The sequence below is a fragment of the Thalassolituus marinus genome, from assembly GCF_020320395.1.
In the GTDB taxonomy this organism is placed as follows: Bacteria; Pseudomonadota; Gammaproteobacteria; order Pseudomonadales; family Oceanobacteraceae; genus Venatoribacter; species Venatoribacter marinus.
In genome coordinates this window covers 20688-37027 of sequence record NZ_JAEDAH010000058.1, presented here as the reverse complement: position 1 = coordinate 37027, position 16340 = coordinate 20688, and the positions used below count along the sequence as shown (strand labels likewise).

The following is a 16340-nucleotide window of genomic DNA, read 5'->3' as shown; positions in this document are numbered from 1 at the left end:
GATAACAGAACACGATAATAACGGAACTCAACCATGATCAGCCTGACCGTGAACGGTGTCAGCCACCAGCTGGACATCGAGGGTGATACGCCGCTGCTGTGGGTAGTGCGCGACATTTTAAATCTGAAAGGCAGTAAGTTCGGCTGTGGCGCGGGCCTCTGCGGGGCCTGCACCATGCATTTAAATGGTCAGCCGATTCGTACCTGCATCATGCCTGTTTCGGCCGTTGCCGGACAGCAGATCACCACCATTGAAGGTATCACTCCCGCGCAAGGTCTCAGCCCGGTTCAGCAAGCCTGGACCGAACTGAATGTACCCCAGTGTGGTTACTGTCAGTCGGGTCAGATTATGTCGGCCAGCGCCTTGCTGGCCAGCAACCCGAATCCTTCCGATCAGGATATCGATAACGCCATGAGCGGTAACATCTGCCGCTGCGGTACTTACCCACGCATTCGTAAAGCGATTCATCGTGCCGCCGAGCTGCAACAAACGGCCGCCTTTTACGAAGTGAAAATGCCTGACAGCAACAGCCTTACCGCCAGTACCGACGCAGGAGAGCAGACTCATGGTTGATACAACACTCTCCCGCCGCTCGTTTCTGAAAGCCAGCGCCCTCGGTGGCGGTGGTTTGCTGATGACAGTTGCCTTACCGGGCTGCTCCACCATGGGCAGTAAAGGCATGATCAGCGACGATGAATGGCAGGCCAACGCCTGGCTGCGCATTGATACCAACGACACCATCACCTTTGTGCTCGACCGCGTGGAAATGGGTCAGGGTACCTACACCGGCCTGCTGACCCTGCTGTGCGAAGAACTGGAAGTCGACCCGGCGCGCGTGCAGGTGGAATTTGCTCCGGTTGGCGGCATTTACAATAATCCGCTGTATAAACTGCAGATCACCGGTGGCTCCACCAGTGTTGCCAGCAGCTTCCAGCGCCTGCGTATTGCCGGTGCCAGCGCCCGCGAAATGCTGGTGAACGCTGCCAGCCGCGTGATGGACACCCCGGCCGATCAGCTCCGCTGTGACAACGGCCGCGTCATTAACGCTGCCGGTAAAGGCCTGAGCTACGGCCAGCTGGCAACACTGGCGGCCGAGCTGGCGGTACCTTCCAGCCCTCGTCTGAAAACCCCGGATGAATACCGCTACATCGGCCGCTATAACCGCCGCCTGGATGCGCGCGACAAAGTGACCGGCAGCGTGGAATACGGCATCGATATCGAACTGCCGGGTATGCTCTATGCGGTCGTCAGCCGCGCTCCGGCGTATGGCGGCACAGTAAAAACGGCCGACACCAGCCAGGCACGTAACGCTGCGGGTGTGGTTGATGTGTTCAAGATCGAAGCCCATGGTCGCCATGGCATTGCCGTAGTAGCCAGCAGCTACTGGCAGGCACGCAAAGCGCAGCAATTACTGCAGATTGAATGGCAAACGCCGGACGTAGCGCCATCGAGCGATGAGGTATTTGCCCAATACGCCCGCGATCTGGATAACGAAAGCGGCGATCAGGTGCGTGCCGAAGGCGACTTCGACCAAGCCGCCAGCAAAGCCAGCGAGCAACTGCACGTGGAATACCGCGTACCTTATCTGGCCCACGCCACACTGGAACCACAGAACTGCGTGGTGAAAGCCGACGAACACGGCATGGAAGTCTGGGCACCTACCCAGTCGGCCAGCATGGCGCGTATTTCAGCAGCCAAGCACAGCCGTTACAGCGTTGACGATATTCTGATTCACACCACCTGGATTGGCGGTGGTTTTGGCCGCCGCATCATGCAGGATTACGTGGCCGAATGCGCAACCATTGCCGACCGCCTACAGCAACCAGTGAAACTGATCTGGAGCCGCGAAGAAGATACCGCCCACGACTGGTATCGTCCGGCCAGCCTGCATCGTCTGAGCGCCACCGTTAACAGTAAAGGCCAGATCAATGGCTGGCAGCACCGCCTGGCTCACCCGAAAGTTTTTGACTGGTTTGTGCCGGACGCCGCAGCCGCCCAGTACGCCTTTATGCCGAAGTTTATGTTCCCGACACTGGCCGTTGCCGGCAAGTTAGGCGAAGGCATTCTCGCCCCGAAAGACAGCTCCGGTTATGAAGGCGCCGACATTGTGCCTTACGCTCTGAAGCACATAGACGTTCGCTTTATTCAGAGCGACCCGGGAATTCCGGTGGGCTACTGGCGCTCGGTGGGTTACTCGCATAACGGCTTTGTGGTCGAGAGTTTTATCGACGAACTGGCTCACCACCAGAACGCCGACCCGCTGCAATATCGCCTCGACCTGCTGGCCGAGCACCCGCGCGCAGTGCAGGTACTGAAGCGTGTTGCGCAAACCGCTAGCTGGGGTAAACCACTGCCCGGCTGTGCGCAGGGTGTGGCGCTGATGAAAAGCTTTAACACCTGGGTGGCACAGATTGCCGACGTTAAAGTCGAACAGGGCCGTATCCAGGTGAAACGTATCTGCTGTGCAGTCGACTGCGGCCAGCCGCTCAACCCCGACATGATTAAGGCGCAGATGGAAGGCGGCATGATCTTCGGCTTAACCGCTGCGCTGTATGGCAACATCACCCTGCAAGACGGTGCGGTACAGCAGAGCAACTTCCACGATTACGCCCTGCTGCGTATCAACGAAGCTCCCGAACTGCTGGTCGATATTATCGACAGTCAGGAAGCACCAACCGGTGTCGGTGAGCCCGGAGTTCCGCCGGTCGCAGCCGCCGTGGCCAACGCCCTGTTTGCCGCCAGCGGTCAGCGCCTGCGTTCCTTACCACTGACGCTGAGCTGATATGCACGACACGCAATATCACGTGCTTAGCCAGGTGCAGCACTGGCTCGCCAAGGGCTGCACCGTCTGGCTGGCAACCGTGGTCGATACCTATGGCAGCAGCCCTCGCCCTCCCGGCTCTTTATGGGCCTGGTCGGCGGATGCCGGAATGGCGGGCTCTCTGTCCGGCGGCTGTGTCGAGCAGGACCTGATTGAACGCCTGCGCTGCGCAGCCATCAGCTGCAACAGCAATACGCTGCTGCCGTTACGGTTTGGCGCCAGTGCCGAAGAGCAGAGCCGTTATCAGCTGCCCTGCGGTGGTCATCTGGATATCCTGCTGGAACGCCTGACACCCGCCGATAGTGCGCCGGTACAGCAAATGCTGAACTGGCTCGATCAGCGTGTGCCCTTTGTCCGCATCCTCAATGCTGGCCAGCCTGCACGCCTGTCTGCCGATATCGCAGCGCCACACAGCACCGCAACAGACCCAGCCACAATAGCCCCAACCACATCAGCCCCGGCAAACACTGAGGCCCCCACCTTTGTGCAGCGCTGTTATCCACAGTGGCAGCTGTTGTTAGTGGGTGCCGGAGAAGTAGCGCGTCATCTGGCCGCCCTCGCCCAGCCTGCGGGCTTTGCCGTTACTCTGTGTGACCATCGCGAAGACTTCCTGCAAGGCTTTGAGGTGCCGGGTGCCAGCGTTATCCAGGCCATGCCCGATGAACTGATTGCCAGCCGCTTCAACGACGAATACAGCGCCATTGTCGCCCTGGCTCACGACCCGCGACTGGATGATCTGGCGATAATCGAAGCGCTCGACAGCCGCGCATTTTACATTGGTGCAATGGGCTCGTTACTGACCTCAGAAAAACGCCGCCAACGCCTGCAATCGCTGGCGATAAGCAACGACCAGCTGCAGCGTCTGCACGCTCCGGTCGGGCTGGATATTCGCAGTAAAACCCCCTACGAGATCGCCATATCCATCGTCGCCCATCTGATCCGGATGCGTAACGCCCAACACTGAACGCGGCACGCTACTGTTGCTCAAAATTCCGTGATAAGGTCGATAGTCTCATCAGGAAAAGGATGATGACTGAATGAAGCAGACGGGTGTCGTGATACTGGCTGCCGGCCTTGGCGAGCGTTTCGGACATGACAAACGCCTGGCCAGCATTGGCCCGCAGGCAGAGCCTATGTTGCTCGCCACCATTCGTTCGGTTCGCGCCAGCGGTATGCCCTTTGTGGTTGTGCTGCGCCCCGGCGATCATCTCTGGCAACAGGAACTGGACGGCATGGAAGTCGACTGGGTTGCCAGCCCGGAAGCCCACCTCGGCATGGGCCATAGCCTGGCCGCCGGCGTACACGCCACCCAGCACTGGGATGGCTGGCTGATCGCCCTCGCCGATATGCCCTTTATTCAGCCTGCAACCTATCAGCGCGTGGCCGAAGCCCTGAACCAGCACAAAATCGTGCGCCCGGTACTGCAACGCAGTGGCGACCCCCTTAACGGCCACCCGGTTGGCTTCAGCCGCAGCTACGCCTGGGCACTGATTCAGTGTCAGGGGGACGAAGGCGCCCGCCGTTTACTGGCCGACAACCCACAGGATGTGTACCTGCTGCCACTCGGTGATGAAGGCATAGTGCAGGATATTGATCGGCCGGAAGATTGCTGATCAGCGCAGGCTGCCTTACACACTTCTACACCGCGAGAAAATCTAAAGGACTAGAGGTGCCAGCAAATTGATTCCCCAGCACATGAGTATAGATCTGTGTCGTCCTAACATCGTAATGCCCCAATAGCTCCTGCACAGTACGAATGTCGCGGCCACTTTTAAGGAGTTCAGTAGCAAAACTATGCCGGAAGGTATGGCACGATATTCGGCGATGCCTCATGTTGGTATCAGCCGTTGCATGCTTAAGTGCTTTCCTGGGCACTGAGTCATGTAAGTGATGTCGACACAGAATTCCAGTAATCGGGTGTGTACATATTGAGGTCGACGGAAAAACAAACATCCATGCCGGGTCGCGATACGCAGAAGGGTACTTCTTACCCAGAACTCCCGGTAATGAGGGCCCGATTCCCTTTGCGTTATCGAGTTGCTGCAGCGCCAAGGCTTCCGACATGGCCGTTTCAATCGCAGGCTGAAGCGAAGGACTCAAAATCGTTACCCGATCTTTTCCGCCCTTACCGTCCCGAACGACCAACGTCCCCTGGCTAAAATTGAAATCTTTAACCCTAAGGCGAAGGCATTCAGTAATTCTCAGGCCAGACCCAAATAACAGTGAGAAGATCAGCTTATCCCTGCCTTTCATCGAACGCAGAATCGCGCCTACCTCACTTATATTGAGGACTTCAGGAAGTCTCCTCGGACGAGTAGCAAAAGTGAAGTTAAGATCACCAAGAGGTCTATCGAGAAACTGATTGTACAGAAATGCAATCGCGTTCAAGGCTACCTTCTGGGTATTAATTGCTACCTGACGTTTGGCTGCAAGGTAGCCCAGAAACGTCATAACCTCATCAGGACCCAAATCCCGAGGGTGGCGATAATTGTTGTAGCGGATGAAATTCCTGATCCAGTAGATATATGTTTTCTCTGTACGCAGGCTCATTCCTCTGAGCCGAATTGATGCACGTACTTCATTGAGAAATGGACTGCTTCCCATGCCGATCTTCCTCATGAAAATATACTGTATACATAAACAGTATATTTTAGTGTTTTGGAAAATCAATGCGCATTTACATGACATTGGAGTAGCTTTGTGACTCGCTTTGCAATCCACCAGTAAGAAATAAGCCATATAAATCAGTAAGTTATGATGGGCTGATGCGTGATAATATGCCAAATGTAAAGACGACACGGGAGTGTAAACGCGCACGCATGCTTTCACACTGACAAAAGGCGTCGCCTGGGGCACTTTTCATAGTGGTGACAGGGAGTTATGCTCGAAACATCGAAAGGAAGCGGAGCGTCAAAATGCGCACGCTCACGAATAAACTGTTATGTGCTCACAACATCACAACATCACCAATCAGCATCAAAGTACTGAAAATCACTAATCCAAACTTTAAAACGGAAGAAATAAGTAAAATGAGTAGAAATTTTGAAAGTTTATTAATCAAGCGTGATGAATGGAATTGGTCCTACGAAAAAGTATTTGTAAAACCGAATATTCCACACAAAAAACTAATGAACGCCCTCGGGTATGCCTCAGGTGTTAGACCGGAAGATGTGTTATTACTGATAGATGATACGGTCTTTGGAGGAGCCAAAGATGGCATGTTAGTGACGAGTGATGCCATATATTGTCATGAAATAATGACTTCTCCGGTAAAGATTTCATTTAAAGATATAACAGAAGTTGGAATGGATAGAAACTCACAGGTTCTAGTAAATAAAAGAAACTTTTTTAAGGCCAATATTGTAGATCACCTTGCGCTTTTAACAATAACATCGCGTATCAACGCGGTTCTGAAAGAAGTTCGAGGTGAAAAAGAAAGCAGTGAAGTGGGAACTAATGAACGCGAAAAAATAGTAGAAAAAAAAGAAGCATCAAACTCTAGCAATGAAGTCAAAGTGAGCCAGAATAAATATGCCTTGAATTTCATCTCAAGTGATGAGTACTTTTCAGCAATAAAGAAAATAGACAACATCAATAAAGCATCATCCGTTGCCTCAATATTTCTAGGAGATGCAAATAAAGATCGCCCTATAACCAAAATAACTGATGATTTTACAAAGAAAATATACAAAGCCGTTTTTTTATTTAGGACTATGATCGTTGATGAATCAAGAGTCAATGAGTTTGCTAATGATTTAGCAACAGTAGAAGTAGAGTGCTACACAGCAGCAAACTTAATAAAATATCTACTTAAGCATTCTGTTCCAGAGGCGGTACTCTCATCTATAATGGAAACAGCAATTCCGGATGCTTTATTTATAAAGTCAGAAAAGATGCAAGATTTAGTATTGTCTATAATAAAAAGTTACATTCAAGATGATGAGCCAATCGTAATGTTTACTGCAAGGCTATTTATCTGCAACAAGGAAAAGCGGCTAGTAGATGAGATTAGTAATTCAATGCATCAAATTATCGATATTGAATCTAGAGAATTTAACGATCAGTTCACTAACTTCACAGCTGGCCTAGAGAGGATGCTTACTTTATTTGACAACAAGGTCAACACCTTAACAAAAGAGTTTGTTTCCAACACATTAAACACTGTACATAAAAGGTAGTTCGACATAAAAGGAAACTATATCAACGCACGCACATAACAAGCCCATCCATGCGACCGCCTGCGGCGGCGCATGATGGGAGCGTTAAACAACTACATGGACAGCCATGTTAGAAGAGCTTACTCCAAAGCCGAAAATCAGGCTTTTACATACCCACCACACCATCCGGTTCATCGACGTTTTCACCCGCTAGTAAAAACGTCTGAAACACTACATCAGGCCGGCGAATTTCAGGCGAGCGAAAGCACCAGACTATCTGGTTAGTTTGAAATGGATTGAGATTGGTCGTCTAGCCGAACGCGGCTCTGCAGCAATTAAGCCCGGGGGGGCGTTGGTAGTTGAGTCGCTCGCAGATAGATCGCAGTTTTACTTCGTTTCCCGCAAAGGTACCGAAGCTCTTTTCGAAGTTTTGCGTCATATTTAACCAGCGCTCTTCATCCAGCCCAAGTCGATCAAGAATTTTCGCTGAACCTTCTGAAATATACCCTCGCTTATCCTCGCGAATGATTCGCCCGGTTGCATCGACCAGTTCCAGGTAGTCTGTCAGTTTCATACTGATGCCTTTCGGCATGTCCTGGCGAGGGCTTCCTGCGAAGGGTAGAAGTTCTTTCGGTTGCTGGTGTAAGTGATTTGGAGCCTGCGCGGATTTTGCTTTTTCTGCTCTGGCTTTAATCGAGGTATGGTCTGATTCTTCAGGGTTTTTCGCCATTCCCGCGCGCACCGGATTCAAATCCACATACGCCATACAGGCTGCCAATGCAGCTTCATCCAGTAAGGCTTGAGATTTAAACCTACCCTCCCAGAAACGGCCAGTACATTCATCTTCCTGGTTTGCCTCACGCGCAACAGACTCATTCAGAACCCGCATAAACCAGCTGATATCAGTAAGACGCGAACGCCACTCAGTGATGTATATCTGCAGTCGGGCAAGTTCTGCCTTGTTCATTCCATCGCCGCGCATAAAACGCTGCGACAGCAGATTCCCCTTAAACAATGAATGCCAGCGTTCAATAACCTGTTCGTCAGTCCATTGCTTACTTGTCTCTGAATCTACATACAGAACAACATGATAGTGATTACTCATAATGGCGTAAGCGGCGATCTGAATAGCAAAGGTATTCGGCAACTCTAAGAGTTTATTTTCAAGCCAGCCACGGCGATGCTCGTAGCACTCACCCGTCGATAAATCCGTACCGCACAGAAATGCTCTGCGTACGCAGCGCGAAACACAGTGGTAATACGGCGTTTCTTCTATCGAAATCTGCTGTTCTCTTGGCTTTGGCATGAGTAAGCACCGGTGTCTGGCTGAAATTTCAGAGTAGTCAGCACACAGGGATTGCTCAATCAGAAGAAAATATTAACGTGGGTGTCACAATTAAAAAGTCACAATTAAAAAGTCATGCTGCCGCTGATATCCGGCGCGTGCATTTCACTCCGGCAGCCTCTCCCCTTCCAGCAAGCACACCACCTCATCACCCACGCGAATGGTGCCTGAGCGCAGGATTTTTGCGCATAAGCCACCATGGCCGAGCATGGCGGCCTGTCCGCCCAGCCCCAGCACTTCGTCCATGCGTGAACAGGGATGGCACAGCGCCGTGGCCAGAAACACCGCATCGCCAATACGAAACTGCTGATGGCGCAGCGCCTGCAAGTTCACGCCGCTGATCACCAGGTTGCGGCGCAACAGCGCCGGGTCAATGCACTCATGGCCAAGCAGGCTCGCCACCACCGGAATATGCTCGGCATTAATCAGAGTGACCTGACGCGCGGAACCGGGCGTGCCCTGGCAACGACGATCGCCTTCCAGCCCAAGGTCGGCGATGGCGTAGGTGCTGTCGACCACGTTCAGCGGCGTGCGCCTTTGCGGGCGCAGGCCTATCCAGTCGAGCCGTCCGTGGGCCAGATCGTTGCTGAATCGCCCGAACAGGGCTTGTTGGCGGTTCATGGTTTTGCTCCTGCGGCGGCCAGCAGCTCGCCGAGTGTGGTTAGTGCCTGTTGCCGGGCGGCTGTCCATTCGTGGGCAAAACTGAAGCGCAGGCAATGACGATAATGACCGCTGGCACTGAACAGTGGCCCCGGCGTAATGACAATGCCCTGCGCCAGCGCCGTTGAATACAGCGCGTGGGTATCGGTATTTGCCGGTAACTCGGCCCACAGCGTCAGTCCGCCCTGGGGCTGACTGAGGTTCACCGCCACCGGCCAGCGCTGCAGTTGTTCCATCAGCTGATCGCGTTGCTGACGCAGACGGTAGTGCTGGCGGCGCAGATGACTGCTGTAACTGCCATCGGCCAGATAGTCGGCCACCCCCTGCTGTAGCGCCCGTCCGGACGCCAGCTGTGTCACCAGTTTGAGCTGCACAATCCGTTCGTGCCAGCGCCCGCCAGCGATCCAGCCCAGACGCAGATCGCGCGACAGAGTTTTCGAGAACGAGCTGCACAGAATCACGCGGCCATCCGGATCTTCGGCTTTCAGCGGGTCGGGAATGCGGGTGAAAGCGGTATCGGCGTAGATATCATCTTCAATGATGGCCAGATCGTATTGCGCCGCCAGTGCCATCAGGCGCTGGCGTGCAGCGGCGGGCATCAGCGCACCAGCCGGTGTTGAGTAGGCTGGCGACACAATGCAGGCCTTGATTGGCCAGCGGCTGAGGGCGTCAGCCAGTGCATCCATATCCATACCGCTGAGCGCCGAAGAAGGAATTTCCACCACCTTCAGGTTCAGTTGCTGCAGCAATTGCAGCGCGCCGTAAAAACCGGGCGACTCCACCGCCACCGCATCACCTGCTTCGCAACTGGCCATCAGCGCCAGAAACAACGCGTTCTGACAGCCCACAGTGATGCACAGGTCGGCGGCGCTGGCAGCATAACCGCGCTGCGCCAGACGCAGCGCAATCTGCTCACGCAGGGCCGCTAAGCCCGCTGGTTCATCGTAATACTGGGCACTGTCGCCACGAGCGCGCCGCAGCGCCCGGCTGATAGAACGATTCAGCGTCACTACGCCGGTGGTGGTGTCGGTCAGACGCGCATCGGCAGACACCAGATCGAACGCCGCCCCGCGCTGCATAATATCCAGCAGCAGATCGGGAATGGTTACCGGGCCGGGGGATAACTGCAGCGCGGTAGCCTGTGGTGTATTCAGTGCCGGTAAACGCTGGGTGACGTAGAAGCCGGAACGCGGGCGCGCTTCGATAAGCCCCTGCGCCTCCAGCCGCTGCAACGCATGCAGCACCGTGGCTTTGGACACCTGATGCTGCTGACACAGCGAGCGTACCGAAGGCAAACGCTCGCCGTTGCGCAGGCGCTGGCTGTTAATGGCGTCGAGCAACTGGTTCTCCAGCTGCTGGTAACGAAAAGACGATGTCACGGGCAAACCTGTGGCTGGCAATCTGTACCTATTATTTTTAATTTTTTTAGGCCTGAACCTCAAGCGTTGTCGGGCGTACTCTGCGCCCATCTGTTTGCCCGGAGATTCCTATGCAACGCATCAGCACCGTCGATCTGACCGATCTGAGCCAGCCCAGCGGCAGCGTCACGCCGCCCAAACGCTTCGCTCAGGTGAACGGTAAATTCTATGTGCGCCTGACCTCAGGCTTTTTTCAGAACCTGCGCCGCCTGATCAGCTGGCCCTTGCTGGCACTGTATTTCGGCGTTGTCTGGCTGCAGTGGGATGGCATGCCAATGGTGCTGTTCTCGTACGCCGAACGCCGCATCATTGTTGCCGGCAACCTGCTCAGCTGGCACGACCTGCCATTGTTAGCGGGCCTGCTGATTACCGGCGCGGTGCTGCTGTTTTTTATGGCGGTGGCCTGGGGACGTGTGTGGTGTGGTTTCGCCTGCCCGCAAAGCATCTGGACCTGGTTGTTTATTCGCATTGAACATCTGACTGAAGGCAGTGCCGCACGCCAGCGTAAGGCCGATGAGCGCGGGCGCAGCGCACGGCAGTGGCTGGGGCGTATCAGCAAGCATCTGTTGTGGGGTTTACTGGCGCTGGCCACCGCCATCACCTTTACCGGCTACTTTGTGCCGGTGCGTGAACTGATGAGCGATCTGAGCACGCTCGATCTGGCCTCTGGCCCATGGCTGTGGATAACCATTATGGCGGCGCTCACCTACGCCAACGCCGGTCTGGTGCGCGAGAAAATCTGCCTGCATGCCTGCCCTTACTCGCGTTTTCAGAGCGTGATGTTTGATGCCGCAACACGCACCGTCAGCTACGACGCAGCCCGTGGCGAACCACGAGCGCATCTGCGCGGCAGCGACTGCAACAGCGGCGATTGTGTCGACTGCCGTCTGTGCGTGCAGGTGTGTCCGACCGGCATTGATATCCGCGATGGCCTGCAGGCCGCGTGCATTGATTGCGGTGCCTGTATCGATGCCTGCGACAACGTTATGCAGCGCCTGCAACGGCCGACCGGGCTGATTCGCTTTGCCTCAGAACAGCAGCTGCAGCAACAGCCGTCGCCGCTGTGGCGTCCGCGTTTGCTCGGCTATGCTGCGATTCTGCTGATTGCCAGCAGCCTGCTGGTGTGGGGCTTCAGCAGCAGTACGCGCTTACTGGTGGAAGTACAGCGCTCACGTCAGGCGCTGTTTTCAGAAATGCCGGATGGCCGTTACTGCAATGATTACCGCATTAAGGTCGAGAGCTTTGTGCCGGGGTTACAGCAGGTGGATATTGCGGTTCACAGTGACGATGCCCTGCACTACGAATTACTCGGCCCGACACCGCTGGATATGCACAGCAGCCAGGCCAGCTGGCAGAACTTCCGCGTGTGCTCAGAAGGGTCATTGCAGCGTCGCCGACCCATTACCTTTGAGTTCGCCTACCCGCAGGGCAGCGTACGTAAACCGTCGACTTTTTTCAGTGGTTTCTGAGTTGTTACGTTAACGAAATACGCCCTGCAGAAAGCAGGGCGTAGCAACTGCTGAAAACAATCAGCTGAGAATTTCTTCGATGGTGATGTAGTCGCCAACACGGCCGGTCATTTTCTCGGCGTCTGTATTTACTGGCAGCGTTTTCTTACCCGGACGCCATCCGGCAGGACAAACCTCACCAGTTGCCGTGGCGTACTGCCATGCCTCTACCTGACGCAGAAACTCATTCACATTCCGCCCCACTGAATCAGCCTGAACTTCCTGAGCAACACAAATGCCATCCGGGTTAAACAGGAAGCGGCCACGCAATGCAACGCCCTCTTCTTCGATCAGCACACCAAAGTCACGGCTGACTTCCTGCGTGGTATCTGCACCAATGGTCAGCTGCAATCCGGCAAGAACAGGCTCAGTCTCGACGAAGCGTTTGTGTGAAAATTTCGAATCGACAGAAACCGCCAGAATTTCTACGCCCATTTTCTGGAACTCATCATATTTCGCATTCATTGCCGCAATTTCTGTCGGACAAACAAAGGTGAAATCTGCCGGGTAAAAGCAAACAACTGCCCACTTTCCTTTGTAATCATCGCTGGATACCGTGGTGTAGTGCCCGGTTTTGGCATCGAAGGCTTCCATCTCAAATTGCGGCATTTCGCGGCGAACCATTGTAGAACTCATAGACTTTTTCTCCTCAACCGGGGCTTTGCCCTGCTCTGTTGTTTCAGGTTTTACCTTGCGTGGTTTAATCTTGGTGTCACAACTCATTGCTGAACTCCATCACTGTATTGTCAGTGTTTGCTGGCTGTGTTCAGTCAGCCCATGAACAAAACAATAACACTATATTCGAATGTAGGAATATTTTAATTACAATAGTCCCCATAGACTAAACCTATCAGAGCTATTCAGGCGGCCTCGCCGAACACCACTGCCACACCATTTTTGCCGCCACGTTTAACCTGATACATGGCGTCATCGGCATAGCACAGAATGGTTTTTAACTGCTCGTCCTCAGGCAGCGCGAAGTAAACACCAACACTGGCTTCCACCCGCAGCGTACGCTGATCACCAATATCCATCGGCTCGTTAATAGCTGCCAGTAATCGTTCGGCAAAGCCCTGAATTTCGCTGGCCTCACAGCCTTCGAGAATCAGCACAAACTCATCACCGCCGATACGCCCTACCGCATCGGTTTCCCGCACCGCGGCCGCCATGCGTTGTGCAACAGCGGTTAATAATAAATCGCCGGCCTCGTGACCGAACTGATCGTTCACTGGCTTGAAGCCATCAAGGTCAATCAGCATCACTGCCAGCGGGGTATGGTTGCGCAACGCACGCTTACGCGCGGCACTGTAGTACTGGCGCAAACCCAGCCGGTTAAGAATGCCGGTTAACGCATCTTCGGTGACCATTTTTTCCAGTCGGGCTTTGGCGTCGAGCAGCTCTTCAGTGCGTTTGGCCACGCGCGCTTCCAGAATACGTTCGTGTTCGCGCAGGGTATCAACCAGTGCCTGCTGCGCATTTTCTTTCTGTTTTTTCAGCAGATTAAAACGCGCCCCCAGGGCAAACGACAGCAACAGCATCTCCAGTGCCGAGCCCAGTTGCATGCCGTACACCGTAATAAAATTGGATGGCAGCAAACCGGCATTACGCAGCGACAGCAACGAGGTACCAATCAGCAACATAAACCAGGCCAGTACAAAAATGCCGGAGCCATGAATACGCAGGCGCATGGCGGCGATACCGGTAGCCAGCAGCGACAGCGTGGTGAGAATACCCGTCATGGCCATGATTCTCAGACCCACTGCCGGCGGCACCAGCGCAGCAACCAAAGTTGCTGCAAACCAGCACAATGCCACCATGGTGAGAAAACGATGCCAGCCCGGGGCCACTTCACGCAGTTGCAGAAAACTGCGCGCAAACAGCACTGCCAGCGCGGTTGCCAGAGTAAAAAACACCGGCACAATAAAATCAGCCGCCGCACCGGCTTCGGGCCACAGTAATACCGGGCCAATACCATTCATACTGCTGGCAGCAAAACCAAACGATAATTCGAACAAGGTATAAAGCAAAAAGCCTGGCTGGCGCACCGAGAAATACAGCAACAGGTTGTAAGCGCCAAGCGCCAGCAGAGTACCGAAATACAACGCCAGCATAATCAGTGCACGACGATCCTGCAGATTGAATAACGGCTCACTGATCAAACGCATATCCAACGCCATAGCGGCGTGATTCTCAATGCGCAGATACAGCATCAGCGACTCACCCGCATCCAGCTGCAGTGGAAACGCCGGTTTACGGTTTGCCAGCGGCCACTGCGCCAGAGGAATATGACGCCCGGCCTGCTGCTGCTCGATACGGCCATCAGCACGCACGATGTACAGCTGCAGATCATCGAGATAGGCGTAGTCCATTTCCAGCAGCCAGCGGCTGTGCTGCTTGAGTTCAGAACGCAGCGGCATACGCACCCACAAAACATCCGGGGTATAGCCGAGATTCAGACTGGCCAGTTGTGAGAATGGCGCAAAGTCCGCGCTGGGCTGCTGCACATCAGCCAGACCAAGAGAACCATCAGCATCGCGCAGAAAATCACTGGCACTGTATGGCCGCAGCTCTTCGATGCTGCCATCGACCACAACCTCCGCGCGCACCGGTACCACCGCAAACAGCAGGCAAAACAACAGAGCCAGCAGTGGGCATCGGCTGAACACAACGGAGGTTAAAGATGAGATCAAACGCATCACCGGACAAGGCTGCAGAGACAGGAGTTCTAAGTATAGGCAATTCCGCTGGCACAGGGTGTAACCAGCTGTAACCCGGCGCTGGCGTTACAGGCACTTATCGATAACGGCCGCTTCGTCATGGGTAGAAGCTGCCGCTGACTATCAATATCAGGCGCTTCATCATAGGTAGGAGCTGCCGCTGGCTGCGATCTCCGTATCGTTGCTAACAGCAGCTCCTGCAACAGGGGCTTTGTCCGGCGGCAATCAATAACGGACGCTTCGTCATGGGTAGGAGCTGCCGCTGGCTGCGATCTCCGTATCGTTGCTAAAAGTGCATTAGCATGGGTGTCTTGATTAGCTATTGCATGGGTGTCTTGATTAGCTATTCATTAGCATGGGTGTCTTGATTAGCTATGAGTAGAAGCTGCCGCTGACTATCGATAACAGGCGCTTCATCATAGGTAGGAGCTGCCGCTGGCTGCGATCTCCGTATCGTTGCTAACAGCAACTCCTACAACAGGGGCTCTGTTCGGCGGCCTTCGATAACGGACGCTTCGTCATGGGTAGGAGCTGCCGCTGGCTGCGATCTCCGTATGGTTGCTAACCGTGCATTAGCATGGGTGTCTTGATTAGTCCGCTCACCCCTGCACGATCTGTGGAGGCAGTGAAGAACATATTATTACGTGTACGGGCAATGCTGGAACATGGCAGTAACTAAACATTCTTGACGCAAAAAGCTTCAAGCCAATATAAAGCTAAAGTCGATAAACTATTCGCTAGTGCAGCTGATTAAGTAGCCGGGAACAATAACGATAAAGATGAAAATCTACCGCATAGAACCGATGGTCGATACTTACGGAATGTTAGAACTCAGTTCCAAAGCCATTACAGATGTTTATGGCGATCTCGGCTTTGATGAACTTAGGGAAGCAGAATCAAATCTGGCCGACACCTGGCCGGAGTGTGGTGCAGCACTGTATGACTACCACACGGCAAAAGTACTGAATTTGCACGATCTACCAGACATTTACACCTGGAATGGCTGCTTTTTAGTACTGAGCGAACGAGCGAAGAAAAGGCTTCAATCGCTATTAGAACGCATTGGCGAATTTTTACCATTTACGCTCGACAGCCAGCGTTATCACCTTTTTTCACTGCACAGTATAGTAACGCCAGACTCGATAAATTCAGAGCTACTAGAAGAAGATGGAGTATCAGTGGGTATAAAATCATTATCTTTCGAGCTGCCTGACATTGGTTCACCAGTCGCTTTTAAAACGGATTTCGATTACTTTAATCATGTTTACTGCACAGAGCAGTTTAAACAAAATGTAATAGAGAGTGGCCTAAAATCAGGCATCGATTTTGCAGAAAAACTAGCCTATCGGCGCCCCGTATAACTCAAAGCAATCAGCAAAATAAGCACCACCGAAACTCTCGCGAGAATTCAGGAATTTTACTCTCTATAAGGGTCAAGCAGAATGCCACTGCGTGGTATAGAGATAATTTTTACTTAGCAACGTATCACCTTATAGTTGTAATTTTGTAGTATTGATTTTGTCTAAGTGTAGAAGCTACCGCTGGCTGCGATCTCTGTATCGTTGCTAACAGCAACTTCTGAAAAATAGCTATACCCGGCCACTGCTGTCCCACAAATTTGTATTTGAACTTTTGTGAGATATTCCAGGCCCCTTGTCCTCATAGAGGGGCCTTCCGAAACGTCGGACCGCCCCTCTCGCCGGACGGGCTATCT

The 16340-nt window shown here is 53.5% G+C and carries 13 protein-coding genes; 7 read left to right on the top strand and 6 right to left on the bottom strand.

Annotation, left to right across the window (positions count from 1 at the left end; translation table 11 throughout):
• Positions 1 to 33 precede the first annotated feature (33 nt).
• The 4 genes from I9W95_RS11375 to I9W95_RS11360 all read left to right on the top strand — a co-directional run bounded on the left by I9W95_RS11375 (position 34) and on the right by I9W95_RS11360 (position 4434).
• Complete coding sequence (locus I9W95_RS11375; protein WP_225674941.1) at positions 34 to 573, top strand: (2Fe-2S)-binding protein; 540 nt, start codon at positions 34 to 36, stop codon at positions 571 to 573.
• Positions 566 to 2782, top strand: a complete 2217-nt coding sequence (locus I9W95_RS11370; protein ID WP_225674939.1) for a xanthine dehydrogenase family protein molybdopterin-binding subunit — start codon at positions 566 to 568, stop codon at positions 2780 to 2782. Before I9W95_RS11375 ends, I9W95_RS11370 begins: the two co-directional genes overlap by 8 nt.
• A gap of 1 nt (position 2783) precedes the next feature.
• Positions 2784 to 3785 (top strand): XdhC family protein, encoded by a 1002-nt coding sequence (locus tag I9W95_RS11365; RefSeq protein WP_225674937.1) that lies wholly within the window; start codon positions 2784 to 2786, stop codon positions 3783 to 3785.
• 73 nt (positions 3786 to 3858) lie between these two features.
• Positions 3859 to 4434, top strand: a complete 576-nt coding sequence (locus tag I9W95_RS11360; RefSeq protein WP_225674935.1) for a nucleotidyltransferase family protein — start codon at positions 3859 to 3861, stop codon at positions 4432 to 4434.
• Between the two features lie 25 nt (positions 4435 to 4459).
• Here the strand turns inward: I9W95_RS11360 and I9W95_RS11355 are convergent, their stop codons facing one another.
• Complete coding sequence (locus I9W95_RS11355) at positions 4460 to 5425, bottom strand: integron integrase (protein WP_225674933.1); 966 nt, start codon at positions 5423 to 5425, stop codon at positions 4460 to 4462.
• A gap of 311 nt (positions 5426 to 5736) precedes the next feature.
• Here I9W95_RS11355 and I9W95_RS11350 point away from each other — a divergent pair, with 311 nt between their 5' ends.
• Complete coding sequence (locus tag I9W95_RS11350) at positions 5737 to 6999, top strand: hypothetical protein (RefSeq protein WP_225674931.1); 1263 nt, start codon at positions 5737 to 5739, stop codon at positions 6997 to 6999.
• A 289-nt stretch (positions 7000 to 7288) separates the two neighbouring features.
• Here I9W95_RS11350 and I9W95_RS11345 read toward each other — a convergent pair whose 3' ends face one another.
• From I9W95_RS11345 to I9W95_RS11335, 3 genes are all read right to left on the bottom strand, one after another.
• Positions 7289 to 8284 (bottom strand): transposase, encoded by a 996-nt coding sequence (locus I9W95_RS11345; RefSeq protein ID WP_225674929.1) that lies wholly within the window; start codon positions 8282 to 8284, stop codon positions 7289 to 7291.
• Between the two features lie 144 nt (positions 8285 to 8428).
• The gene (locus I9W95_RS11340) at positions 8429 to 8944 is read right to left on the bottom strand and encodes an MOSC domain-containing protein (RefSeq protein WP_225674927.1); all 516 of its coding nucleotides are present in this window, start codon (positions 8942 to 8944) and stop codon (positions 8429 to 8431) included.
• Positions 8941 to 10362, bottom strand: coding sequence for an aminotransferase-like domain-containing protein (locus I9W95_RS11335; RefSeq protein ID WP_225674925.1), 1422 nt, complete (start codon positions 10360 to 10362; stop codon positions 8941 to 8943). Before I9W95_RS11335 ends, I9W95_RS11340 begins: the two co-directional genes overlap by 4 nt.
• Positions 10363 to 10472: 110 nt before the next feature.
• Here I9W95_RS11335 and ccoG point away from each other — a divergent pair, with 110 nt between their 5' ends.
• A complete protein-coding gene (gene ccoG, locus I9W95_RS11330) occupies positions 10473 to 11870 on the top strand; it encodes a cytochrome c oxidase accessory protein CcoG (protein ID WP_225674923.1) in 1398 nt (465 codons plus the stop codon).
• A 60-nt stretch (positions 11871 to 11930) separates the two neighbouring features.
• Here the strand turns inward: ccoG and I9W95_RS11325 are convergent, their stop codons facing one another.
• Together I9W95_RS11325 and I9W95_RS11320 are read right to left on the bottom strand one after the other, a co-directional pair.
• The gene (locus I9W95_RS11325; RefSeq protein WP_225674921.1) at positions 11931 to 12545 is read right to left on the bottom strand and encodes a peroxiredoxin; all 615 of its coding nucleotides are present in this window, start codon (positions 12543 to 12545) and stop codon (positions 11931 to 11933) included.
• A gap of 224 nt (positions 12546 to 12769) precedes the next feature.
• Positions 12770 to 14599: a diguanylate cyclase gene (locus tag I9W95_RS11320; protein WP_225674919.1), complete on the bottom strand. Its 1830-nt coding sequence runs from the start codon at positions 14597 to 14599 to the stop codon at positions 12770 to 12772.
• An 806-nt stretch (positions 14600 to 15405) separates the two neighbouring features.
• Between I9W95_RS11320 and I9W95_RS11315 the strand changes: the two genes are divergently transcribed.
• Complete coding sequence (locus I9W95_RS11315) at positions 15406 to 15987, top strand: hypothetical protein (RefSeq protein WP_225674917.1); 582 nt, start codon at positions 15406 to 15408, stop codon at positions 15985 to 15987.
• The last annotated feature ends 353 nt before the right edge of the window (positions 15988 to 16340 follow it).